Source organism: Demequina sediminis (genome assembly GCF_030296675.1).
Lineage (GTDB): Bacteria > Actinomycetota > Actinomycetes > Actinomycetales > Demequinaceae > Demequina > Demequina sediminis.
The window spans coordinates 1,432,838-1,448,736 of sequence record NZ_AP027736.1; the positions used below are offsets into that span (position 1 = coordinate 1,432,838).

The 15,899-nt window shown below is 71.2% G+C and carries 13 protein-coding genes; 3 read left to right on the forward strand and 10 right to left on the reverse strand.

The genetic code is table 11. From position 1 onward, the window contains the following. Positions 1–270: 270 nt before the first annotated feature. Positions 271–402 carry an MFS transporter small subunit gene (locus QUE44_RS07325; protein WP_286213851.1) on the reverse strand — a complete coding sequence of 44 codons (132 nt, stop codon included), beginning with the start codon at positions 400–402 and terminating at the stop codon, positions 271–273. A 3-nt stretch (positions 403–405) separates the two neighbouring features. Next, positions 406–1,725, reverse strand: a complete 1,320-nt coding sequence (locus QUE44_RS07330) for an L-lactate MFS transporter (RefSeq protein ID WP_350226809.1) — start codon at positions 1,723–1,725, stop codon at positions 406–408. A gap of 265 nt (positions 1,726–1,990) precedes the next feature. Here QUE44_RS07330 and QUE44_RS07335 point away from each other — a divergent pair, with 265 nt between their 5' ends. Next, positions 1,991–2,956, forward strand: coding sequence for an SLAC1 anion channel family protein (locus QUE44_RS07335; protein WP_286213852.1), 966 nt, complete (start codon positions 1,991–1,993; stop codon positions 2,954–2,956). Between the two features lie 23 nt (positions 2,957–2,979). Here the strand turns inward: QUE44_RS07335 and QUE44_RS07340 are convergent, their stop codons facing one another. Genes QUE44_RS07340 through QUE44_RS07365 form a run of 6 tightly spaced genes read right to left on the reverse strand, consistent with a single transcriptional unit; the run spans position 2,980 to position 10,572 of the window. Next, complete coding sequence (locus tag QUE44_RS07340; protein ID WP_286213854.1) at positions 2,980–3,414, reverse strand: rhodanese-like domain-containing protein; 435 nt, start codon at positions 3,412–3,414, stop codon at positions 2,980–2,982. 48 nt (positions 3,415–3,462) lie between these two features. Continuing rightward, entirely contained in the window at positions 3,463–4,824 is a 1,362-nt protein-coding gene (locus tag QUE44_RS07345) for an NAD-dependent succinate-semialdehyde dehydrogenase (RefSeq protein WP_286213856.1), read from the reverse strand. Positions 4,825–4,847: 23 nt separating this feature from the next. Further along, complete coding sequence (locus QUE44_RS07350; protein WP_286213858.1) at positions 4,848–6,311, reverse strand: NAD-dependent succinate-semialdehyde dehydrogenase; 1,464 nt, start codon at positions 6,309–6,311, stop codon at positions 4,848–4,850. Then, a complete protein-coding gene (gene gabT / locus QUE44_RS07355; protein ID WP_286213859.1) occupies positions 6,308–7,678 on the reverse strand; it encodes a 4-aminobutyrate--2-oxoglutarate transaminase in 1,371 nt (456 codons plus the stop codon). Before gabT ends, QUE44_RS07350 begins: the two co-directional genes overlap by 4 nt. After that, positions 7,675–9,045 carry an aspartate aminotransferase family protein gene (locus QUE44_RS07360; RefSeq protein ID WP_286213860.1) on the reverse strand — a complete coding sequence of 457 codons (1,371 nt, stop codon included), beginning with the start codon at positions 9,043–9,045 and terminating at the stop codon, positions 7,675–7,677. Before QUE44_RS07360 ends, gabT begins: the two co-directional genes overlap by 4 nt. A gap of 39 nt (positions 9,046–9,084) precedes the next feature. Further along, a complete protein-coding gene (locus QUE44_RS07365; RefSeq protein WP_286213861.1) occupies positions 9,085–10,572 on the reverse strand; it encodes a CoA-acylating methylmalonate-semialdehyde dehydrogenase in 1,488 nt (495 codons plus the stop codon). An 86-nt stretch (positions 10,573–10,658) separates the two neighbouring features. Between QUE44_RS07365 and QUE44_RS07370 the strand changes: the two genes are divergently transcribed. Continuing rightward, positions 10,659–12,272, forward strand: coding sequence for a PucR family transcriptional regulator (locus QUE44_RS07370; protein ID WP_286213862.1), 1,614 nt, complete (start codon positions 10,659–10,661; stop codon positions 12,270–12,272). Positions 12,273–12,308: 36 nt separating this feature from the next. Here QUE44_RS07370 and QUE44_RS07375 read toward each other — a convergent pair whose 3' ends face one another. Both QUE44_RS07375 and QUE44_RS07380 read right to left on the reverse strand, forming a co-directional pair. Further along, the gene (locus QUE44_RS07375) at positions 12,309–12,659 is read right to left on the reverse strand and encodes a cupin domain-containing protein (RefSeq protein ID WP_286216713.1); all 351 of its coding nucleotides are present in this window, start codon (positions 12,657–12,659) and stop codon (positions 12,309–12,311) included. 5 nt (positions 12,660–12,664) lie between these two features. Beyond that, positions 12,665–14,056 carry an NAD(P)/FAD-dependent oxidoreductase gene (locus QUE44_RS07380; RefSeq protein ID WP_286213863.1) on the reverse strand — a complete coding sequence of 464 codons (1,392 nt, stop codon included), beginning with the start codon at positions 14,054–14,056 and terminating at the stop codon, positions 12,665–12,667. Positions 14,057–14,366: 310 nt separating this feature from the next. Between QUE44_RS07380 and QUE44_RS07385 the strand changes: the two genes are divergently transcribed. Further along, positions 14,367–15,740: an aspartate aminotransferase family protein gene (locus tag QUE44_RS07385; protein WP_286213865.1), complete on the forward strand. Its 1,374-nt coding sequence runs from the start codon at positions 14,367–14,369 to the stop codon at positions 15,738–15,740. Positions 15,741–15,899 lie beyond the last annotated feature (159 nt).

The following is a 15,899-nucleotide window of genomic DNA, read 5'->3' on the forward strand; positions in this document are numbered from 1 at the left end:
GGGCCTCGATCCCATGACTTCACGGTAGGACGCGTGCCGCCGGGATTCGACAGTCCTAGGTCCCAGGGACCATAGGCCCACTACCAGGCCCTTCATACCCCGGGGGCATCTTCACCAGGGGTTTTCGTGGCTTCCGGAGGGGGACGATGCCCCGCCCACCCGGGCATCGGCCCCCCGACTTCCGGGGTGGACGGCGCGTCGCGCACGCCTGCCCAGACGCCGACGGGGACCGGCGCCGTGCGGCGCCGGTCCCCGTCGGTCGAGGCGGGACTATCCCGTGAAGAGCGCGAACGCCTTGATGGCCGTCTGGCTCACGCCGTACAGCAGCGCGGCTCCCACGAGCACCCACAGGACATACGCGAGGGGCTGCGAGGCGCCCTTGTTCTGCGGCTCCTGTGCCATGGCTCAGGCCTCCTTTCCAGCGGCGGCCAGTTCGTGCGCCGCATTGTGCTTGCCGTGGTCGGGGATCGCGTCGGCGTGCTCGTGCCACTTCACGGCGACGGGACGCACCAGCAGGTTCGCGACGAATCCGATCGCGAGCACGCCCACCATGACGAGCAGCGACGGGCGGTACAGATCCGCTCCGCTGAGCCCGCGGGACTCGAGCAGGTCGAGCAGCCCGTTGATGATCAGCGGACCGGCCACGCCCGCGGCGGACCAGGCGGTCAGCAGGCGCCCGTGGATCGCGCCCACCTCGAACTCGCCGAACACGTCCTTGAGGTACGCGGGAATGGTCGCGAATCCGCCTCCGTAGAAGGAGATGATGACGACCACGAGCACGACGAATAGCACGAGGTTGGACGGGCCGAACAGCGCCACGGCCGTGTAGGCGAGAGCGCCGGCCCCCAGGTACATGACGTAGGTCGCCTTGCGTCCGAGCTTGTCCGACAGGCTCGACCAGCCGATGCGCCCGCCCATGTTGGCGAGCGACAGCAACCCGACGAAGCCGGCCGCCGCCGCGGCGGACACCGCGGGGAAGTAGTCCTCGATCATGGGCTTGGCGTTTTCGAGGATGCCGATTCCCGCCGTGACGTTCGTGAACAGCACCAGCCACAACATCCAGAACGGGAAGGTCTTGATCGCGTTCTTCGCGTTGACCTGGCCGCCGCTGCTGACCTTGGCGACGTGAGCCGTGGGCTCCCAGCCCTCGGGCTTGTAGCCCTGGGGAGGCACGCGGATCACCGCGGCTCCCAGCAGCATGAGGACGGCATAGCTGCCGCCGAGCGTGAGGTACGTCGGCACGAGCGCGTCGACCTCGTTCTCCGCGTACGCGCCCAGCAGGAACTGCGTGAGGGGCGCCGCGAGCATCGCGCCGCCACCGAATCCCATGATCGCGAGCCCGGTCGCGACGCCCGGGCGGTCGGGGAACCACTTGATGAGCGTCGACACGGGCGAGATGTAACCCAGGCCCAGGCCGATTCCGCCGATCACGCCGTAGCCGATGTAGACGAGCCACAGCTGGCCGATCGACACGGCAAAGCCGGCGACCAGGAAGCCCGTGACCCATGCCGCGGCCGCGAGCACCATGGTCTTGCGGGGGCCGTGACGCTCCATCCAGCGGCCCCCGAACGCGGCCGACAGGCCGAGCATGACGATCGAGATGGAGAAGATCACGCCGATCTGGGTGTGCGACGCGTCGAAGCGGTCGCGCAGCGCGTCCTTGAGGACGGAGTAGGCGTACACCTGGCCGATGCTCAGGTGGACGGCAAGAGCGGCAGGGGGCACCAGCCACCTGTTGTATCCGGGGGTGCGACGGTACGTTCTCGGTCAAGGATGGACATCGTTGTTCTCCCTTCGGGGGCTCACGACGTTGGGGGCAAGGGGGTTTTCGAAAAACGTTGTTACCTGACCTGAATGGTGGACTCCGTCGGGCACGGAATCGAAGGACCTAGGTCACGAGGAATGCGCGCGTCTCGATACACCCCCGGTATACGCTCGGAGGCGAGGGTCGGCGCTCGCCCGACCCGGCATCGTCCCGCCAGGAGGAGCCATGACCGCCGCACCCCGCTCTCTCGCTCACCTGCCCGTCGGCATCTTCGCGATCGCGATGGGCACGGGCGGTACGGCCGTCGCGTGGCATCGCGCCGCCGCGGCGATCGACGCGCCGGAGGGGGTCGGAATCGCGCTCGCCTGGCTCGGCCTCGCGGCGTTTGCCGCGGCGGCGGTCGCCTATGGCGCCAAGGTCGCCCTCCACGGCGCCGATGCCAGGGCCGAGTGGTCGCACCCCGTCACGTCGGCCTTTGTTGCGACGGTGTCCGTGTCGATGCTGGTGCTAGCGGTCGCCTTCCTCCCGGTCTCGCACGGGCTCTCCGCGGTGCTGTGGTGGGCGGGAGCGGCGCTGCAGGCGGCGCTGACAGTGCTCGTGATGCGCACGTGGATCGCGGACGCGCGCATCCAGGCCATGCACATTCATCCGGCGTGGTTCATCCCCGTGGTGGGCAACCTGGTCGCGCCGCTCGCGGGCGTTGACCACGCGCCGGCCGAGGTGACCTGGTACTTCCTCGGCGTGGGCGCGCTCTACTGGCTGGGCCTGCTGCCCGTGGTGCTCGGCAGGCTCTTCGTCGAGGGGGTCATCCCGCCGCGACTCGCTCCCACGCTCGCGATCCTCATCGCGCCGCCCGCGGTGGCGGCTCTCGCGTGGGTGCGGCTTGGCGGCGCATGGACCGATCCCCTCACGCTCATGCTGCTCGGCGTCACGCTGTTCCAGCTTGCGCTCCTCGCGGCGCAGGCCACGTCCCTGTTCCGCACGCCGTTTGCGGTGAGCGCGTGGGCGTATACGTTCCCCCTCGCCGCGGCGGCCTCGGCGATGTTCGCCGCCTTCGAGGGAGGGCTCTCCGCGGCCTCCGCATGGATCGGAGGCTTCGCGCTCGCCGCCGCCTCCGCGCTCGTGGTGGCGCTGGGTGCGCGCACCGTCATCGCGGTGCGCCGCGGCGAGCTCGTCACGGCGCACGGCTGACGCGGAACGCTCCGCGTCCCGCCTTAGTCGGTCACGACCTCGCCGGCCCACGCCCCGATGCCGCCGGTCAGGCCCACCGTCTGCTCGACGCCGTCGGCCGCCATCTCCTCGATCGCGACCTGCGAGCGGTTGCCCGAACGGCAGTACACCGCGTACTCGCCCTCGGGATCGAGCTCGGCCACCTCGGCATCGAAGGTCGCGCCCGAGACGTCGATGTTGACGGCACCGGGCAGGTGCCCCTCGGCAAACTCGGCGGGGGTGCGCACGTCGATGACCACCACGCCCTCGGTTGCCACGGCTTCCGCGAAGGTCTCCGCGGACACGTGAGCGCCGTCGAAGGCGAGCGCCTCCGGCTCGCCGCCGGAGCACGCGGACAGGGATAGGGCGGCGCCCAGGGCGGCCGCGAGCACGGCGAACTTCGCCGCGCGGGCGCGACGCGAGGGAAGAGTGAGAGTCATGCGGACACTATACCCCAGGGGGTATCGAGCACGAAAGCGCCCGGCCCCCTACGCCACCCGGATGAGCTTCTTGTTGACGAACTCGTCGGCGGCGAGCAGCCCCATCTCGCGCGAGGTGCCGGACCGCTTCACGCCGCCGAACGGCAGCTCCGGGCTGTCCGCGAGCACGCAGTTGACGTAGACCATGCCCGCCTCGATCGCGTCCGCGACGCGCTGGGCCTGCTCGGGGTCGGTCGTGTAGACGTACGAGCCCAGTCCGTAGGTCGTGTCGTTCGCGAGGGCCACCGCCTCCTCCTCGCTCGCGACGCGGTAGACCGCCGCGGCGGGACCGAACAGCTCCTCGCGGTACACGTCCATGTCGGAGGTGACGTCCGCGAGCACCGTGGGCGAGTAGTACGCGCCGTCGCGCGTGCCGCCCGCGACCAGCGTCGCGCCCTGCTCGACCGCGCGATCGACCTGCGCCTCGAGGCGCTCGGCAGCGGCGAGCGACGACAGCGGCCCCAGGACGGTGTCCTCGGCGAAGGGGTCGCCCATGGTGCACGCCGTCATGGCCGCGGTGAACTTCTCGAGGAACTCGTCGTAGAGCGAGTCGATCACGATGAACCGCTTGGGCGCATTGCAGGACTGGCCGTTGTTGTCCATGCGCGCCTCGACGGCGCCCTCCACGACCGCGTCGAGGTCGTCGGTCGACAGCACGATGAACGGGTCCGAGCCGCCCAGCTCGAGCGCGACCTTCTTGAGGTGCTGTCCGGCGAGGGCAGCCACGGCGGATCCTGCACGCTCGGAGCCGGTCACGGACACGCCCGCGATGCGGCGGTCGGCGATCATGGTCGCCGCCTGCTCATTCGACGCGTACACGTTGACGTAGGCGCCCTCGGGGAAGCCGGCGTCGCGGTACATCGCGGCGATTGCAGCGGCCGACTCGGGGCACTGCGGCGCGTGCTTGAGGATGATCGTGTTGCCCACCACGAGGTTCGGCGCGGCGAAGCGCGCCACCTGGTAGTAGGGGAAGTTCCACGGCATGATGCCCAGCAGCGCCCCCAGCGGAGAACGGCGGATCACGGCGGTGCCCTCGCCCAGGATCTCGAGCGGGGTGTCCGCCGTGATCGCGTCCGCGTTGTCCGCGTAGTACTCGGTGATGTCGGCGGCGAAGTCGACCTCGCCCAGCGCGGCCTCGAGCGGCTTGCCCATTTCGCGCACCACGATCGCGGCGAGCTCCTCGCGGCGCTCACGGTGGAGCTCGGCCACGCGGCGCACGAGCGCGGCGCGCTCGTCGACCGTCGACGTGCGGGACCAGCCCCTGAACGCGCCGTCCGCCGCCGCGAGCGCGGACTCGACGTCCGCCTCGGTCATCGTCGGGTATTCGGCCAGGCGCTCGCCGGTCGCGGGGTTCACCACTGCGTAGGTCATGTCTCTCCTCGGGTGCTCGGCGGCTACTCGGCCGGGATCAGGGTGTACTTGGTGGACAGGTATTCGTGAATGCCCTCGGCGCCGCCCTCGCGGCCCAGGCCCGACTGCTTGACGCCGCCGAACGGAGCGGCGGCATTTGAGACCACACCGGCGTTGAGGCCCATCATCCCCGTGTCGAGGAGATCGACCATGCGGTGCCCGCGCGCCAGGTCTCGCGTGTAGACGTAGGAGACCAGGCCAAACTCGGTCGAGTTGGCGAGCTCCACCGCCTGCGCCTCGGTCGCGAACGTCGCGATCGCGAGCACGGGGCCAAAGATCTCCTCGGTGAGGATCTCGCTGCCTGGCCGGACGCCCGTGACGACGGTCGGCGCGAAGAAGTGTCCCGGGCCGTCGAGGGCCGCGCCGCCGGTCGCGACCGCGGCGCCCCTGGCCACGGCATCGTCCACGAGCGAGGCCGACTTCTCGACCGCGGCCGCGTCGATCAGCGGCCCGATCTGCACCCCGTCCTCGGTGCCGCGACCTACCTTCATGACCCCGACGCGCGCGGTGACGCGACGCGCGAACTCCTCGGCGACGGACTCGTGCACGATGAACCGGTTGGCCGCGGTGCAGGCCTGGCCGATGTTGCGGAACTTCGCCGCGAGCGCGCCCTCGACGGCCGCGTCGAGGTCCGCGTCCTCGAACACCACGAACGGCGCGTTGCCGCCGAGCTCCATCGACACCCGCAGCACGCCGTCGGCGGCCTGCTTGAGGAGCGCGCGGCCCACCTCGGTCGAGCCGGTGAAGGACAGCTTGCGCAGCCGCGGGTCGGCGATGACGGGCGTCGAGACGCCGCGCGAGTCGGTCGTGGTGACCACGTTGACCACGCCGGCCGGCACGCCCGCCTCCTCGAGGATGCGCGCGAGCAGCAGCGTCGTGAGCGGCGTGAGCGCGGCGGGCTTGACCACCACGGTGCAGCCGGCCGCGAGCGCGGGCGCGATCTTGCGCGTCGCCATCGCGAGGGGGAAGTTCCACGGCGTGATGAGGTACGACGGCCCCACGGGCCGCTGCGACACCACCATCCGGCCGGTGCCCTCGGGATTGAGCCCGTAGCGACCGGTGATGCGCACGGCTTCCTCCGAGAACCACCGCAGGAACTCCGCGCCATACGCGACCTCACCGCGCGCCTCGGCGAGCGGCTTGCCCATCTCGAGCGTCATGAGCAGCGCGAGGTCCTCCTTGCGCTGCTGCGCCAGGTCAAACGCGCGGCGCAGGATCTCAGCACGCGCTCGAGGCGCGGTGGCGGCCCACGCGTCCTTCGCCTCGACCGCCGCGTCGAGGGCGCGCATTCCGTCCGCGGGAGACGCGTCGGCGATCGACAGGAGGGTCGCGCCGGTCGACGGGTCCGTGACGTCGAAGGTCGCGCCGGAGGACGATGCCTGCCACCGGCCCCCGATGAACAGACCGGTCGGCAGAGAGTCGAGAAGGGCGCGTTCGGCATCGCTCATGAGTTCACCTCCTGGCGGTTCGCGGCGAGCGCCGCGGCGACCACGTCGAGGCCCTCGTGAAGGAGAGCATCGCCGATGCTCAGGGGTGGCAGGAAGCGGATGACGTTGCCGTGCGTGCCGCACGTGAGCACGATCACGCCGTTCGCGATCGACGCGCGCGCGACCGCCCCGGCGAGGGCCGCGTCCGGGCGCCCCTCCGCGTCGACGAACTCGATCGCCATCATGGCGCCGCGCCCGCGCACCTCGGCGATGCGGGGATCGCCCGCGCGCATCGCCTCGAGGCGCGACGCGAGCACCTCGCCGATCTCCCGCGCTCGCTCGACCAGGCCGTCGTTCTCGAAGGCCTCGAACGACGCGAGCGCGGCGGCGCACGCGATCGGGTTGCCGCCGTACGTGCCGCCCAGCCCGCCCACGTGGGACGCGTCCATGATGTCGGCGCGACCGGTCACCGCGGCGAGCGGCAGTCCCGCAGCGATCCCCTTGGCGGTGGTGACGAGGTCGGGCTCGACGCCAAACAGCTCCGACGCGAACATCGCGCCCGTGCGGGCGAAGCCCGTCTGCACCTCGTCCGCGATGAAGACCACGCCGTTGTCGCGACACCACGCGGCGATCGCGGGCAGGAAACCCTCGGCGGGAACGATGAACCCGCCCTCGCCCTGGATCGGCTCGATGATGACGGCCGCGAGGTTGGCCGCGCCCACCTGCTTCTCGATCACGTCGATCGCGCGTGCAGCGGCGGCCTCTCCGGACAACCCATCGCGCAACGGATACGAGGCCGGGGCGCGATACACCTCGGCCGCGAAGGGGCCGAACCCGCTCTTGTAGGGCATGGACTTCGCGGTGAGCGCCATCGTGAGGTTCGTGCGGCCGTGATACGCGTGGTCGAAGGCCACGACGGCCTGGCGGCCCGTGAACTTGCGCGCGATCTTCACGGCGTTCTCGACGGCCTCCGCGCCGGAGTTGAAGAGCGCCGACTTCTTCTCGAAGGCGCCGGGGGTGACCCGGTTGAGCGCCTCCGCGACCTCCACGTAGCCCTCGTAGGGCGAGATCATGAAGCACGTGTGGGTGAACTGCGCGGCCTGGCGTTGCACGGCCTCGACCACGCGCGGGTGGGCGTTGCCCACCGAGGTCACGGCGATTCCCGAGCCCAGATCGATGAGCGAGTTGCCGTCGGCATCGACCACGACTCCCCCGCCGGCGGCGACGGCCGCGATGGGAACCGTGTGCCCCACGCCCGCGGCCACGGCGGCGGCCTTGCGCGCGAGCAGGTCGCGCGACCGCGGTCCAGGGATCGCGGTGACGAGCCGGCGCTCCTGCGCCAGGCCCGGGCCTCCCAGCGGGATGGCCTGAGTCTCGACGGCGCTCATGACTGCGAGCCTAGGGCGAGTCCGTCGGTGACTTCTAGGGCGGCGTCGATGACGTCGAGCCCGCGGCGCAGCTCGTCCTCCGTGATGACGAGCGGTGGCGCGAGGTGTGTGCGGTTGAAGTGCAGGAACGGCCACACCCCCGCCTTCTTGCACGCCGAGGCAAACGCGGCCATGGGGGCGGCGTCCGCCCCGGACGCGTTGAAGGGCACCAGCGGCTCGCGCGTCTCGCGGTCCCTCACCAACTCGACGGCCCAGAACAACCCCGCGCCGCGCACGTCACCCACCGAGGGGTGCGTCTCGAGCCAGCGCGTCACGGTCGGTTCGACCACGCGCGTCCCGAGGTCGCGCACGCGCTCGAGGATTCCGTCCCGCGCGAAGACCTCGAAGGTCGCGACACCCGCGGCGCACGCGAGCGGATGGCCGGAGTACGTGAGCCCGCCGGGGAAGGCACGCTGATCGAAGGCGCGCGCGATGTCTCCCGAGATCACCACGCCACCCAGCGGCACATAGCCCGAGTTGACCCCCTTGGCGAACGTGATGAGGTCGGGCACGACGCCGTGCGCCTGGAAAGCGAACCACTCGCCCACGCGCCCGAATCCCACCATGACCTCGTCCGCAATGAGCACGATCCCGTGGCGGTCGCACAGCGCGCGCACGCCCTGCAGATACCCGGGCGGCGGCACCAGCACGCCGTTGGTGCCCACGATGGTCTCGAGGACGATCGCCGCGATGGTCGACGCGCCCTCGAGCATGATCACCTGCTCGAGGTGCGCGAGAGCGCGCTCGGCCTCCTCCTCGGGGGTGGTCGCGCCCCACGCGGAGCGGTAGAGGTAGGGACCGAAGAAGTGGACGATGCCCGGGTCGGCGGGCTCGTTGGGCCACCGCCGGGGGTCTCCCGTGAGCGCGATCGCGGTCGAGGTGTTGCCGTGATAGCTGCGGTACATCGCGAGCACCTTGCGCCTGCCGGTCGAGAGGCGTGCCATGCGCACGGCGTTCTCGTTGGCGTCGGCGCCGCCGTTGGTGAAGAACACCTTCTCGAACGGCTCTCCAGCGACCTCGACGATCCGCCGCGCGAGCTCCCCGCGGACGTCGTTCGCGAACGAGGGCTGCACGGTCGCGAGGCGGCGCGCCTGGCGCTCGATCGCCGCGACCAGGTCGGGATGCTGGTGACCCAGGTTGAGGTTCACCAGCTGAGACGAGAAGTCGAGGTAGCGGTTGCCCTCGTAGTCCCAGAACTCGGATCCCGCGCCGCCCTCGACGGGCAGCGGGTCGATCGTCGCCTGGGCGCTCCACGAGTGAAACACGTGACCGCGGTCGTCGGCGCGCACGCGCGCCTCCTGCCCGGTCATCGCCTGCTGCGCTGTCATGGCGCTCCTTGATGAGTGGTGCTCGGTGGTGGCGGGAACTCAGTGGTTGCTGGGGAAGCCCAGGTCGATCTGCGACTCGCTGGGCTGGGGCCACCGCGTGGTGACCACCTTGCTGCGCGTATAGAAGTGGATCGACTCGGGACCGTAGATGTGCGAGTCGCCGAACAGCGACTGCTTCCAGCCGCCGAACGAGTACGCCCCGATCGGCACGGGCAGCGGCACGTTGATGCCCACCATGCCCACCTGGATGTCGAGCTCGAAGCGGCGCGCGGTGCCGCCGTCGCGGGTGAAGAGCGCCGTGCCGTTGGCGAACGGGTTCGCGTTGACCAGCTCGACGGCCTCCTCGTAGGACGCCGCGCGCACGACGGACAGCACGGGGCCGAAGATCTCGTCGTCGTAGACCCGCATGCCCGGGCGGACGTGGTCCACGAGCGACGTGCCCACGAAGAAGCCATCACCCGCGAACTCCGCGAGCGTGCCGTCGACCACCACGGTCGCGCCCTCGGCGGCCGCGCCGGCGACGTAGCCGGCGACGCGGTCGCGGTGCTCGCGCGTGATGAGCGGGCCCATCTCGGACGCGGGGTCAGTGCCGGGGCCGATGCGCAGGCGCGCCATGCGCTCGGCGACCTTGGCGACCAGGGCATCGGCCGTCGTGTCTCCCACCGCGACCAACACGGAGATCGCCATGCACCGCTCTCCGGCCGAGCCATACGCGGCCGACACGGCGGCGTCTGCCGCCCCGTCGAGGTCGGCATCGGGCATCACGATCATGTGGTTCTTCGCACCGCCGAGCGCCTGAACGCGCTTGCCGTGACCGGCCGCGCGCTCGTAGATCGACCGCGCGATGGGCGTCGACCCCACGAAGCTCACGGCCCCCACGGCGGGAGAGTCGAGGATCGCGTCGACGGCCTCCTTGTCGCCGTGAACGACGTTGAGGACGCCGGGCGGCAGTCCCGCCTCCTCCCACAGCCTGGCGAGCAGGACCGATGCGCTCGGGTCCTTCTCCGACGGCTTGAGGATCACGGCGTTGCCCGCCGCGAGCGCCGAGGCACTCATCCACAGCGGGACCATGACGGGGAAGTTGAACGGGGTAATCGCGCCCACGACGCCGACCGGCTGCTTGAGCGTGTGAACGTCGACGCCGCCCGCGACCTGGGTCGAGTGCTCTCCCTTGAGGAGGTGCACCAGCCCGGCCGCGAACTCGACGTTCTCGATGCCGCGGCTGATCTCACCCTTGGCGTCCGCGAGCACCTTGCCGTGCTCGCGCGTGATGACCGCGGCGATCTGGTCCTGACGCTCGATGAGCAGTTGACGCATGCGGAAGAACACGTCGGCGCGTCGCACCAGGCCCATCGCGGCCCACGTGCGCTGCGCCTCGACGGCCACCGCGATCGCCGCGTCAACCTCGGCGGTCGACGCGAAGGCCACCTGCGCGACCTGGGCACCCGTGGCCGGGTCGAACACGGGTCCCGTGCGCTCTGCCGCGCCGGCCTCGGTTCCACCGATGTGGTGACGGATGACGTCCACTGGTCTCCCTCCATGCGCGGCTCGGACACTCTGAGTGACGCGCCATCACTTGCTCGTGAGCCAAGATTCACACATAGGATGCACAGATGGAGATCGCCGAACGTCGCGATATCGACACCCGCCGAACGAATCGTCCGAAGCGCTCGGCGCTGGCGGCGCTGCCCACCGTGGGCGAGCTTCTCGAGGACGATGCCTTCCGGGCCGGTGTGCCCGAGGTGGTGGTCGGAGGCGCCGCCCTCGAGGCCCCCGTGAGGTGGGTGCACACCTCCGAACGGGGCGACATCGCGCGCATGCTCGAGGGCCGCGAGCTGTTGCTGTCGATGGGCACCGCGTGGCCCGACACGGACGCCGAGCTGCGCCGCTTCATCGAAAGCCTGGTCGAGGCCGGCGTCTCCGCGCTGGTGCTCGAGCTCGGCACGCGCTACTCCGAGACCCCGCCGGTCGTGCGCGACGCGGCGCAGCGCGCGGGGCTCGCGTTGATCGTCCTTCACCGCGAGGTGAGGTTCATCGCGCTCACCGAGGCGGGCCACAGCCGCATCATCGCGGGCCAGATGGCGGCCCTCAAGGCGCGCGACGAGGTCCGAGAGCTGTTCACGAGCCTCACGCTGCGCGGCGCCCCGGCGGACCACGTGGTGCGCGAGCTCGCGCGCACGCTCGGCTCGCCCGTGGTGCTCGAGAGCCTCGCGCACGAGGCCCTCATCTCGGAGGTGCCGTCCGGCTCCGAGGCCGCGGTGCTCGCCGATTGGGAACGCCGCTCGCGCGCCGCACACCGCGAGGCGTCCGATGAGGACGGCTGGCTCGTGGTTCCCGTCGACGCGCGCGGCAAGCGGTGGGGATCGCTCGTCGCGCTGCCCGGACCGCCGCATGCCGCGGGGCGACGCAACGTGCTCATCCAGGGAGCGATCGCTCTCGCGCTCGGGCGCCTGGCCGACGGCGGCGCGGACGAGTGGGCAACCCTCGCGCGCCGTCACCTCCTCGATCCGCTCCTCGCCGGCCGCTTCGCGACCTCCGAGGCGGTCACCGCACGCCTCGAGGCCGCCGGGGTGCCCGTCGCCGGACGCCTCCTGTACGGCCTCGCGCTGCGCGGGGCCGCGCACTCGGCGACCGCGGTCGAGGCCTGGGCGCTCACCCTCGGCGGGCGCGCCCGCGCGCTCGCCCTGCCCGACCGGACCGGCGGGCCGCTGACGGTCGTGCTGCTGTCGCAGCCCGCGCATCGTCCCCTCGACGACTCCTCGCTGGCCGCGCTGCTGCGCACGCTTGGGGAGGGAAGCCGCGTGTCCGCGACCGTGGGCCGCGCGGCCTCGGGAGTCGACGCCGCGGTGCTGTCGCTGCACGAGGCGATCGACAACGCGGCCGAGGCCCCCACGGGCGCCGTGCTGTGGGTCGAGCGGCGTCCCCTCGCGCGGCTGCTGTCGAGCCTGCGCGACGATCACCGGCTGATCGACCACGGCGAGCGCATGCTCGCGCCGATCATCGAGCACGATCAGCGCGTGGGCGGCGACCTCCAGCGGGTGCTGCGCGCGGCGCTCGCGCACCCGGGCAACAGGACCGCCGCCGCGCGGGCGGCTCACCTCTCGCGATCGGTGTTCTACCAGCGCCTCGAGCTCATCTCGACGCTGCTCGACGTGGACCTGGAGGACGGGGAGACGCAGACCGCGCTGCACATCGCGCTGTTGTCGCGGCCGGGCACGCGCGGGTAGGCGACTCGCCGCGGGCCGTCAGCGCGCCGCGGGCCGTCAGCGCGCGAGGTAGACCTTGCGCAGGGTCTCGGTCACGGTCCACGTGGTGGCCATGCCCGCGCCGAGCCGCACGAGCGAGCCGGGGCCCACCTCGAGCGACACGGGCCCGCCTGCGGCTGCCGCGATGTCGATGCGCGCGCGGCCCGACAGCACCACGAAGGCCTCGTCCACCTCAATGTCCGTCGCGACCCCCGGCGTCATCACCCACACGCCGAGCTCGGCGTCCCCTAGTTCGCCCAGCGCCACGTCGCCCGTGGCCGGCGTCCCGTCGACCACCTGAGCGGCCGGGAGGGGTGCGGTGGCCACGTCGATCGCGGCGGCATCCACGGCGGTGCCCGGGCGCAGCATCTCTGTCACGAGTCGAAGCCCATGCCCACGGCGTCGAGGCCGCGCAGGAGGAGGTTGCGCCTGCCCTCGCGGTGATCCGCGCGGTCGAGCGACCAACGGGTCGCGTTGATGCCGAGGCTCGCGAGCGGCTCGGGAGGGAAGGGCAGCGGCTTCTCCCTGACCATGCGCAGCCCGGTGCGCTCGGTCTCCTCTCCCGCGAGCAGGTCGAGCATGACGTTCGCGCCGAACCTCGTTGCGCCCACGCCCAGCCCGGTGAAGCCGAGCGCATACGCGACCGCGCCGTCGCGCGCGGTCCCGAAGAACGCGCAGAACCGCGAGCTCGTGTCGATCGCTCCGGCCCAGCGGTGCGTGATCGTCACCCCCTCGAGCTGAGGGAACGTGGTCAGCAGGTGACTCACGAGCCGCTCGTAGGACGCGGGCCGGTCCTGATAGGACGCCTTGAGACGGCCTCCCGCGTGATAGATCGCGTCGTAGCCACCGAAGAGGATGCGGTTGTCGCGCGTGAGCCGGTAGTAGTGGAACTGGTTGCCCACGTCCGCGACGCCCTGGCGCCCCTCCCACCCGATGCTCGCGAGCTGCGCCGCAGTGAGCGGCTCCGTCATCACCACGTAGTCGTACACGGGCACGGTCATGAGCCGGTTGCGCCTCAGCAGCGGACGGAACGCGTTGGTCGCGAGGGCCACGCGCGACGCGCGCAGCTCGCCGTCCCGCGTGAGGAGCACGGGCCCGTCCTCGAGCGCCATCACGGGAGAGTCCTCGAAGATCTCGACCCCCAGGTCCGCGGCGACCCTCGCGAGCTCGGCGGCGAGGCGGCCAGGATGGACCATCGCGGTGTCGTGGGGACTCACGCTGCCCGCCAGGTACGTCGGCGAGTTCACGAGCGTGCGGGTCGATGCGGCGTCGAGGAAGCCGGGGTCGTCGCGCAGCCAGTCGACCTGGTGCGGCTCGACCGCGACCGCCAGAGTGCCGTTGCGCTCCCAGTGGACGTCCATGCCGTAGCGCGCGACAGTCGCCTCGATCTCGTCGAGATTCTCGAGACCGAGCCGCTCGAGCGTGTCGATCTCGTCGGGCCAGCGGCTCGCGCCGTTCTCGTACCCATGGGTGAGGCTCGCCTCGCAGAAGCCGCCGTTGCGTCCCGAGGCCGCCCAGCCGACTCGCCGCGCCTCGACCACCACCACGCGCAGGCCGGGATCGCGCTCCTTCGCGAGCACCGCGGTCCACAGCCCGCTGTAGCCGCCGCCCACGATCGCGAGGTCGGCCTCGTGCCGCCCCGCGAGCGTGGGGAAGCGCCGCGCGGGCGCGTCGTCGATCCAGAACGGCGACAGCCGCGACGGCGCGAGCGCCGCCTCGATGGCCGCGCCCGCTGGGCGGTGACGCTCGAACACCGTGGTGCCCACGCCTCTCACATCCTCACGCTGAGGGCCGCGCAAGCTGCCGCGGCCGGTACCCGCATCCAAACCCACCCCGCCGCCCGCGCGCAATGCCCCACCCCGGCATCGTCCCCGCGCACGACGCTCTGTCCGGACAGGGCCCTGCGCAGGGACGATGCGCCGGTACCCCTGGATTTCCTGGCGCACCATCCGCTACCGTCGAGAGCGCGCACCCGCCCACGGCGGGCGGCGCACGACCGGCCAGCGCCAGGCCGGCGACCGGTCGTCATCTCCTCACAACACATGCCCGTCGCCAGGCCGGTCGGGTGGAGGAAACATGGCTATCGAGCTCGACCGGGCCCGCATCGCTCAGCTCATCGAGGAGCAGACCGCTCTTCTCAACTCGCGCACCGTGAAGTCCAAGGCGATGTACGTGCACGCCTCCGAGCACCTCTCGGGCGGCGTCGCCTCCAGCTATCAGGGCCGCGACCCGTGGCCCATCTACATCGACTCCGGCAGCGGCGACCGCATCACCGACGTCGATGGCAACGAGTACTACGACTTCCACAACGGCTTCGGCTCGATGGTGCAGGGTCACGCGCACCCCGCGATCGGGGAGGCGCTCGCGAAGCGGTACCCGCTCGGGACGCACTTCGCGGCGGCCACCGAGGACGTGATCGACGTCGCCGACGAGCTGGCGAGGCGCTGGGGACTGCCCAAGTGGCGCTTCACCAACTCGGGCTCCGAGTCCACGATGGACGCGATCCGCATCGCGCGCGCCTACACGGGCCGCGACACCGTGATGAAGATCTTCGGTTCGTACCACGGCCACCACGACACCGTCATGGTGTCGATCGGCGTCGAGTACGACAAGATCGGCGACCGCGACAATCTCGCGTCGCTGCCCTACGGCGGCGGCATCCCGCAGTCCACCGTGGACATGACCATCGCGGTGCCGTTCAACGACGCGGAGGCGATGGAGCGGCGGATCGTGCGACTCGACGCCGAGGGCCGCAAGCCCGCGTGCGTCATCATGGAGGCCGCCATGATGAACCTGGGCGTGGTCCTGCCCGAGCCGGGCTACCTCGAGGCCGTGCGCGACATCACCACGCGCCACGGCATCGTGCTGATCTTCGACGAGGTCAAGACGGGGCTCGCGATCGCGGCGGGCGGCGCGACGGAGAAGTTCGGCGTGACCCCGGACATGGTGACGCTCGCCAAGGTGCTGGGCGGCGGTCTGCCGTCGGGCGCGATCGGCGGCTCGGCAGAGGTCATGAGCGTGGTCGAGGACCACACGGTTTACCAGGTGGGAACCTACAACGGAAACCCGCTGTCGATGGCCGCGGCCAAGGCGTCTCTGCTCGAGGTGCTGACGCCCGCAGCGTACGAGCGGCTGGGCGAGCTCAACGACCGGATCGTGGCCGGCTGCCAGGCGGTCATCGAGAAGTACGACCTCCCCGGCTATGCCGTGGGCATCGGGTCGAAGGGCTGCGTGACGTTCTCGACCGAGAAGATCGTGGACTACGAGACCTTCAAGAACGCGCAGGATGTCGAGCTGTGCGACCTCGCGTGGCTGTGGAACATGAACCACGGGATCTTCATGACGCCGGGCCGCGAGGAGGAGTGGACGCTGTCGGTGGTGCACTCGGACGAGGCGATCGACGCCTACGTGCGCGTGTTCGACGAGCTTGCGGCTGCGCTGACCGCGTAGGCGCAGGAGGCCGGTCCGGTGGGGTCCCGTTGAGGGGCGGGACCCCGTCGGCGCCGGCTTGGCGCATACGATCTTGCGATTCTCGGGCGGTGTGAGGGCTTCGCGCAGAGGATCTTGTGATTGTTCTGCCGTGGGGCTTGGCGCGGTGAGGCGTGGGGT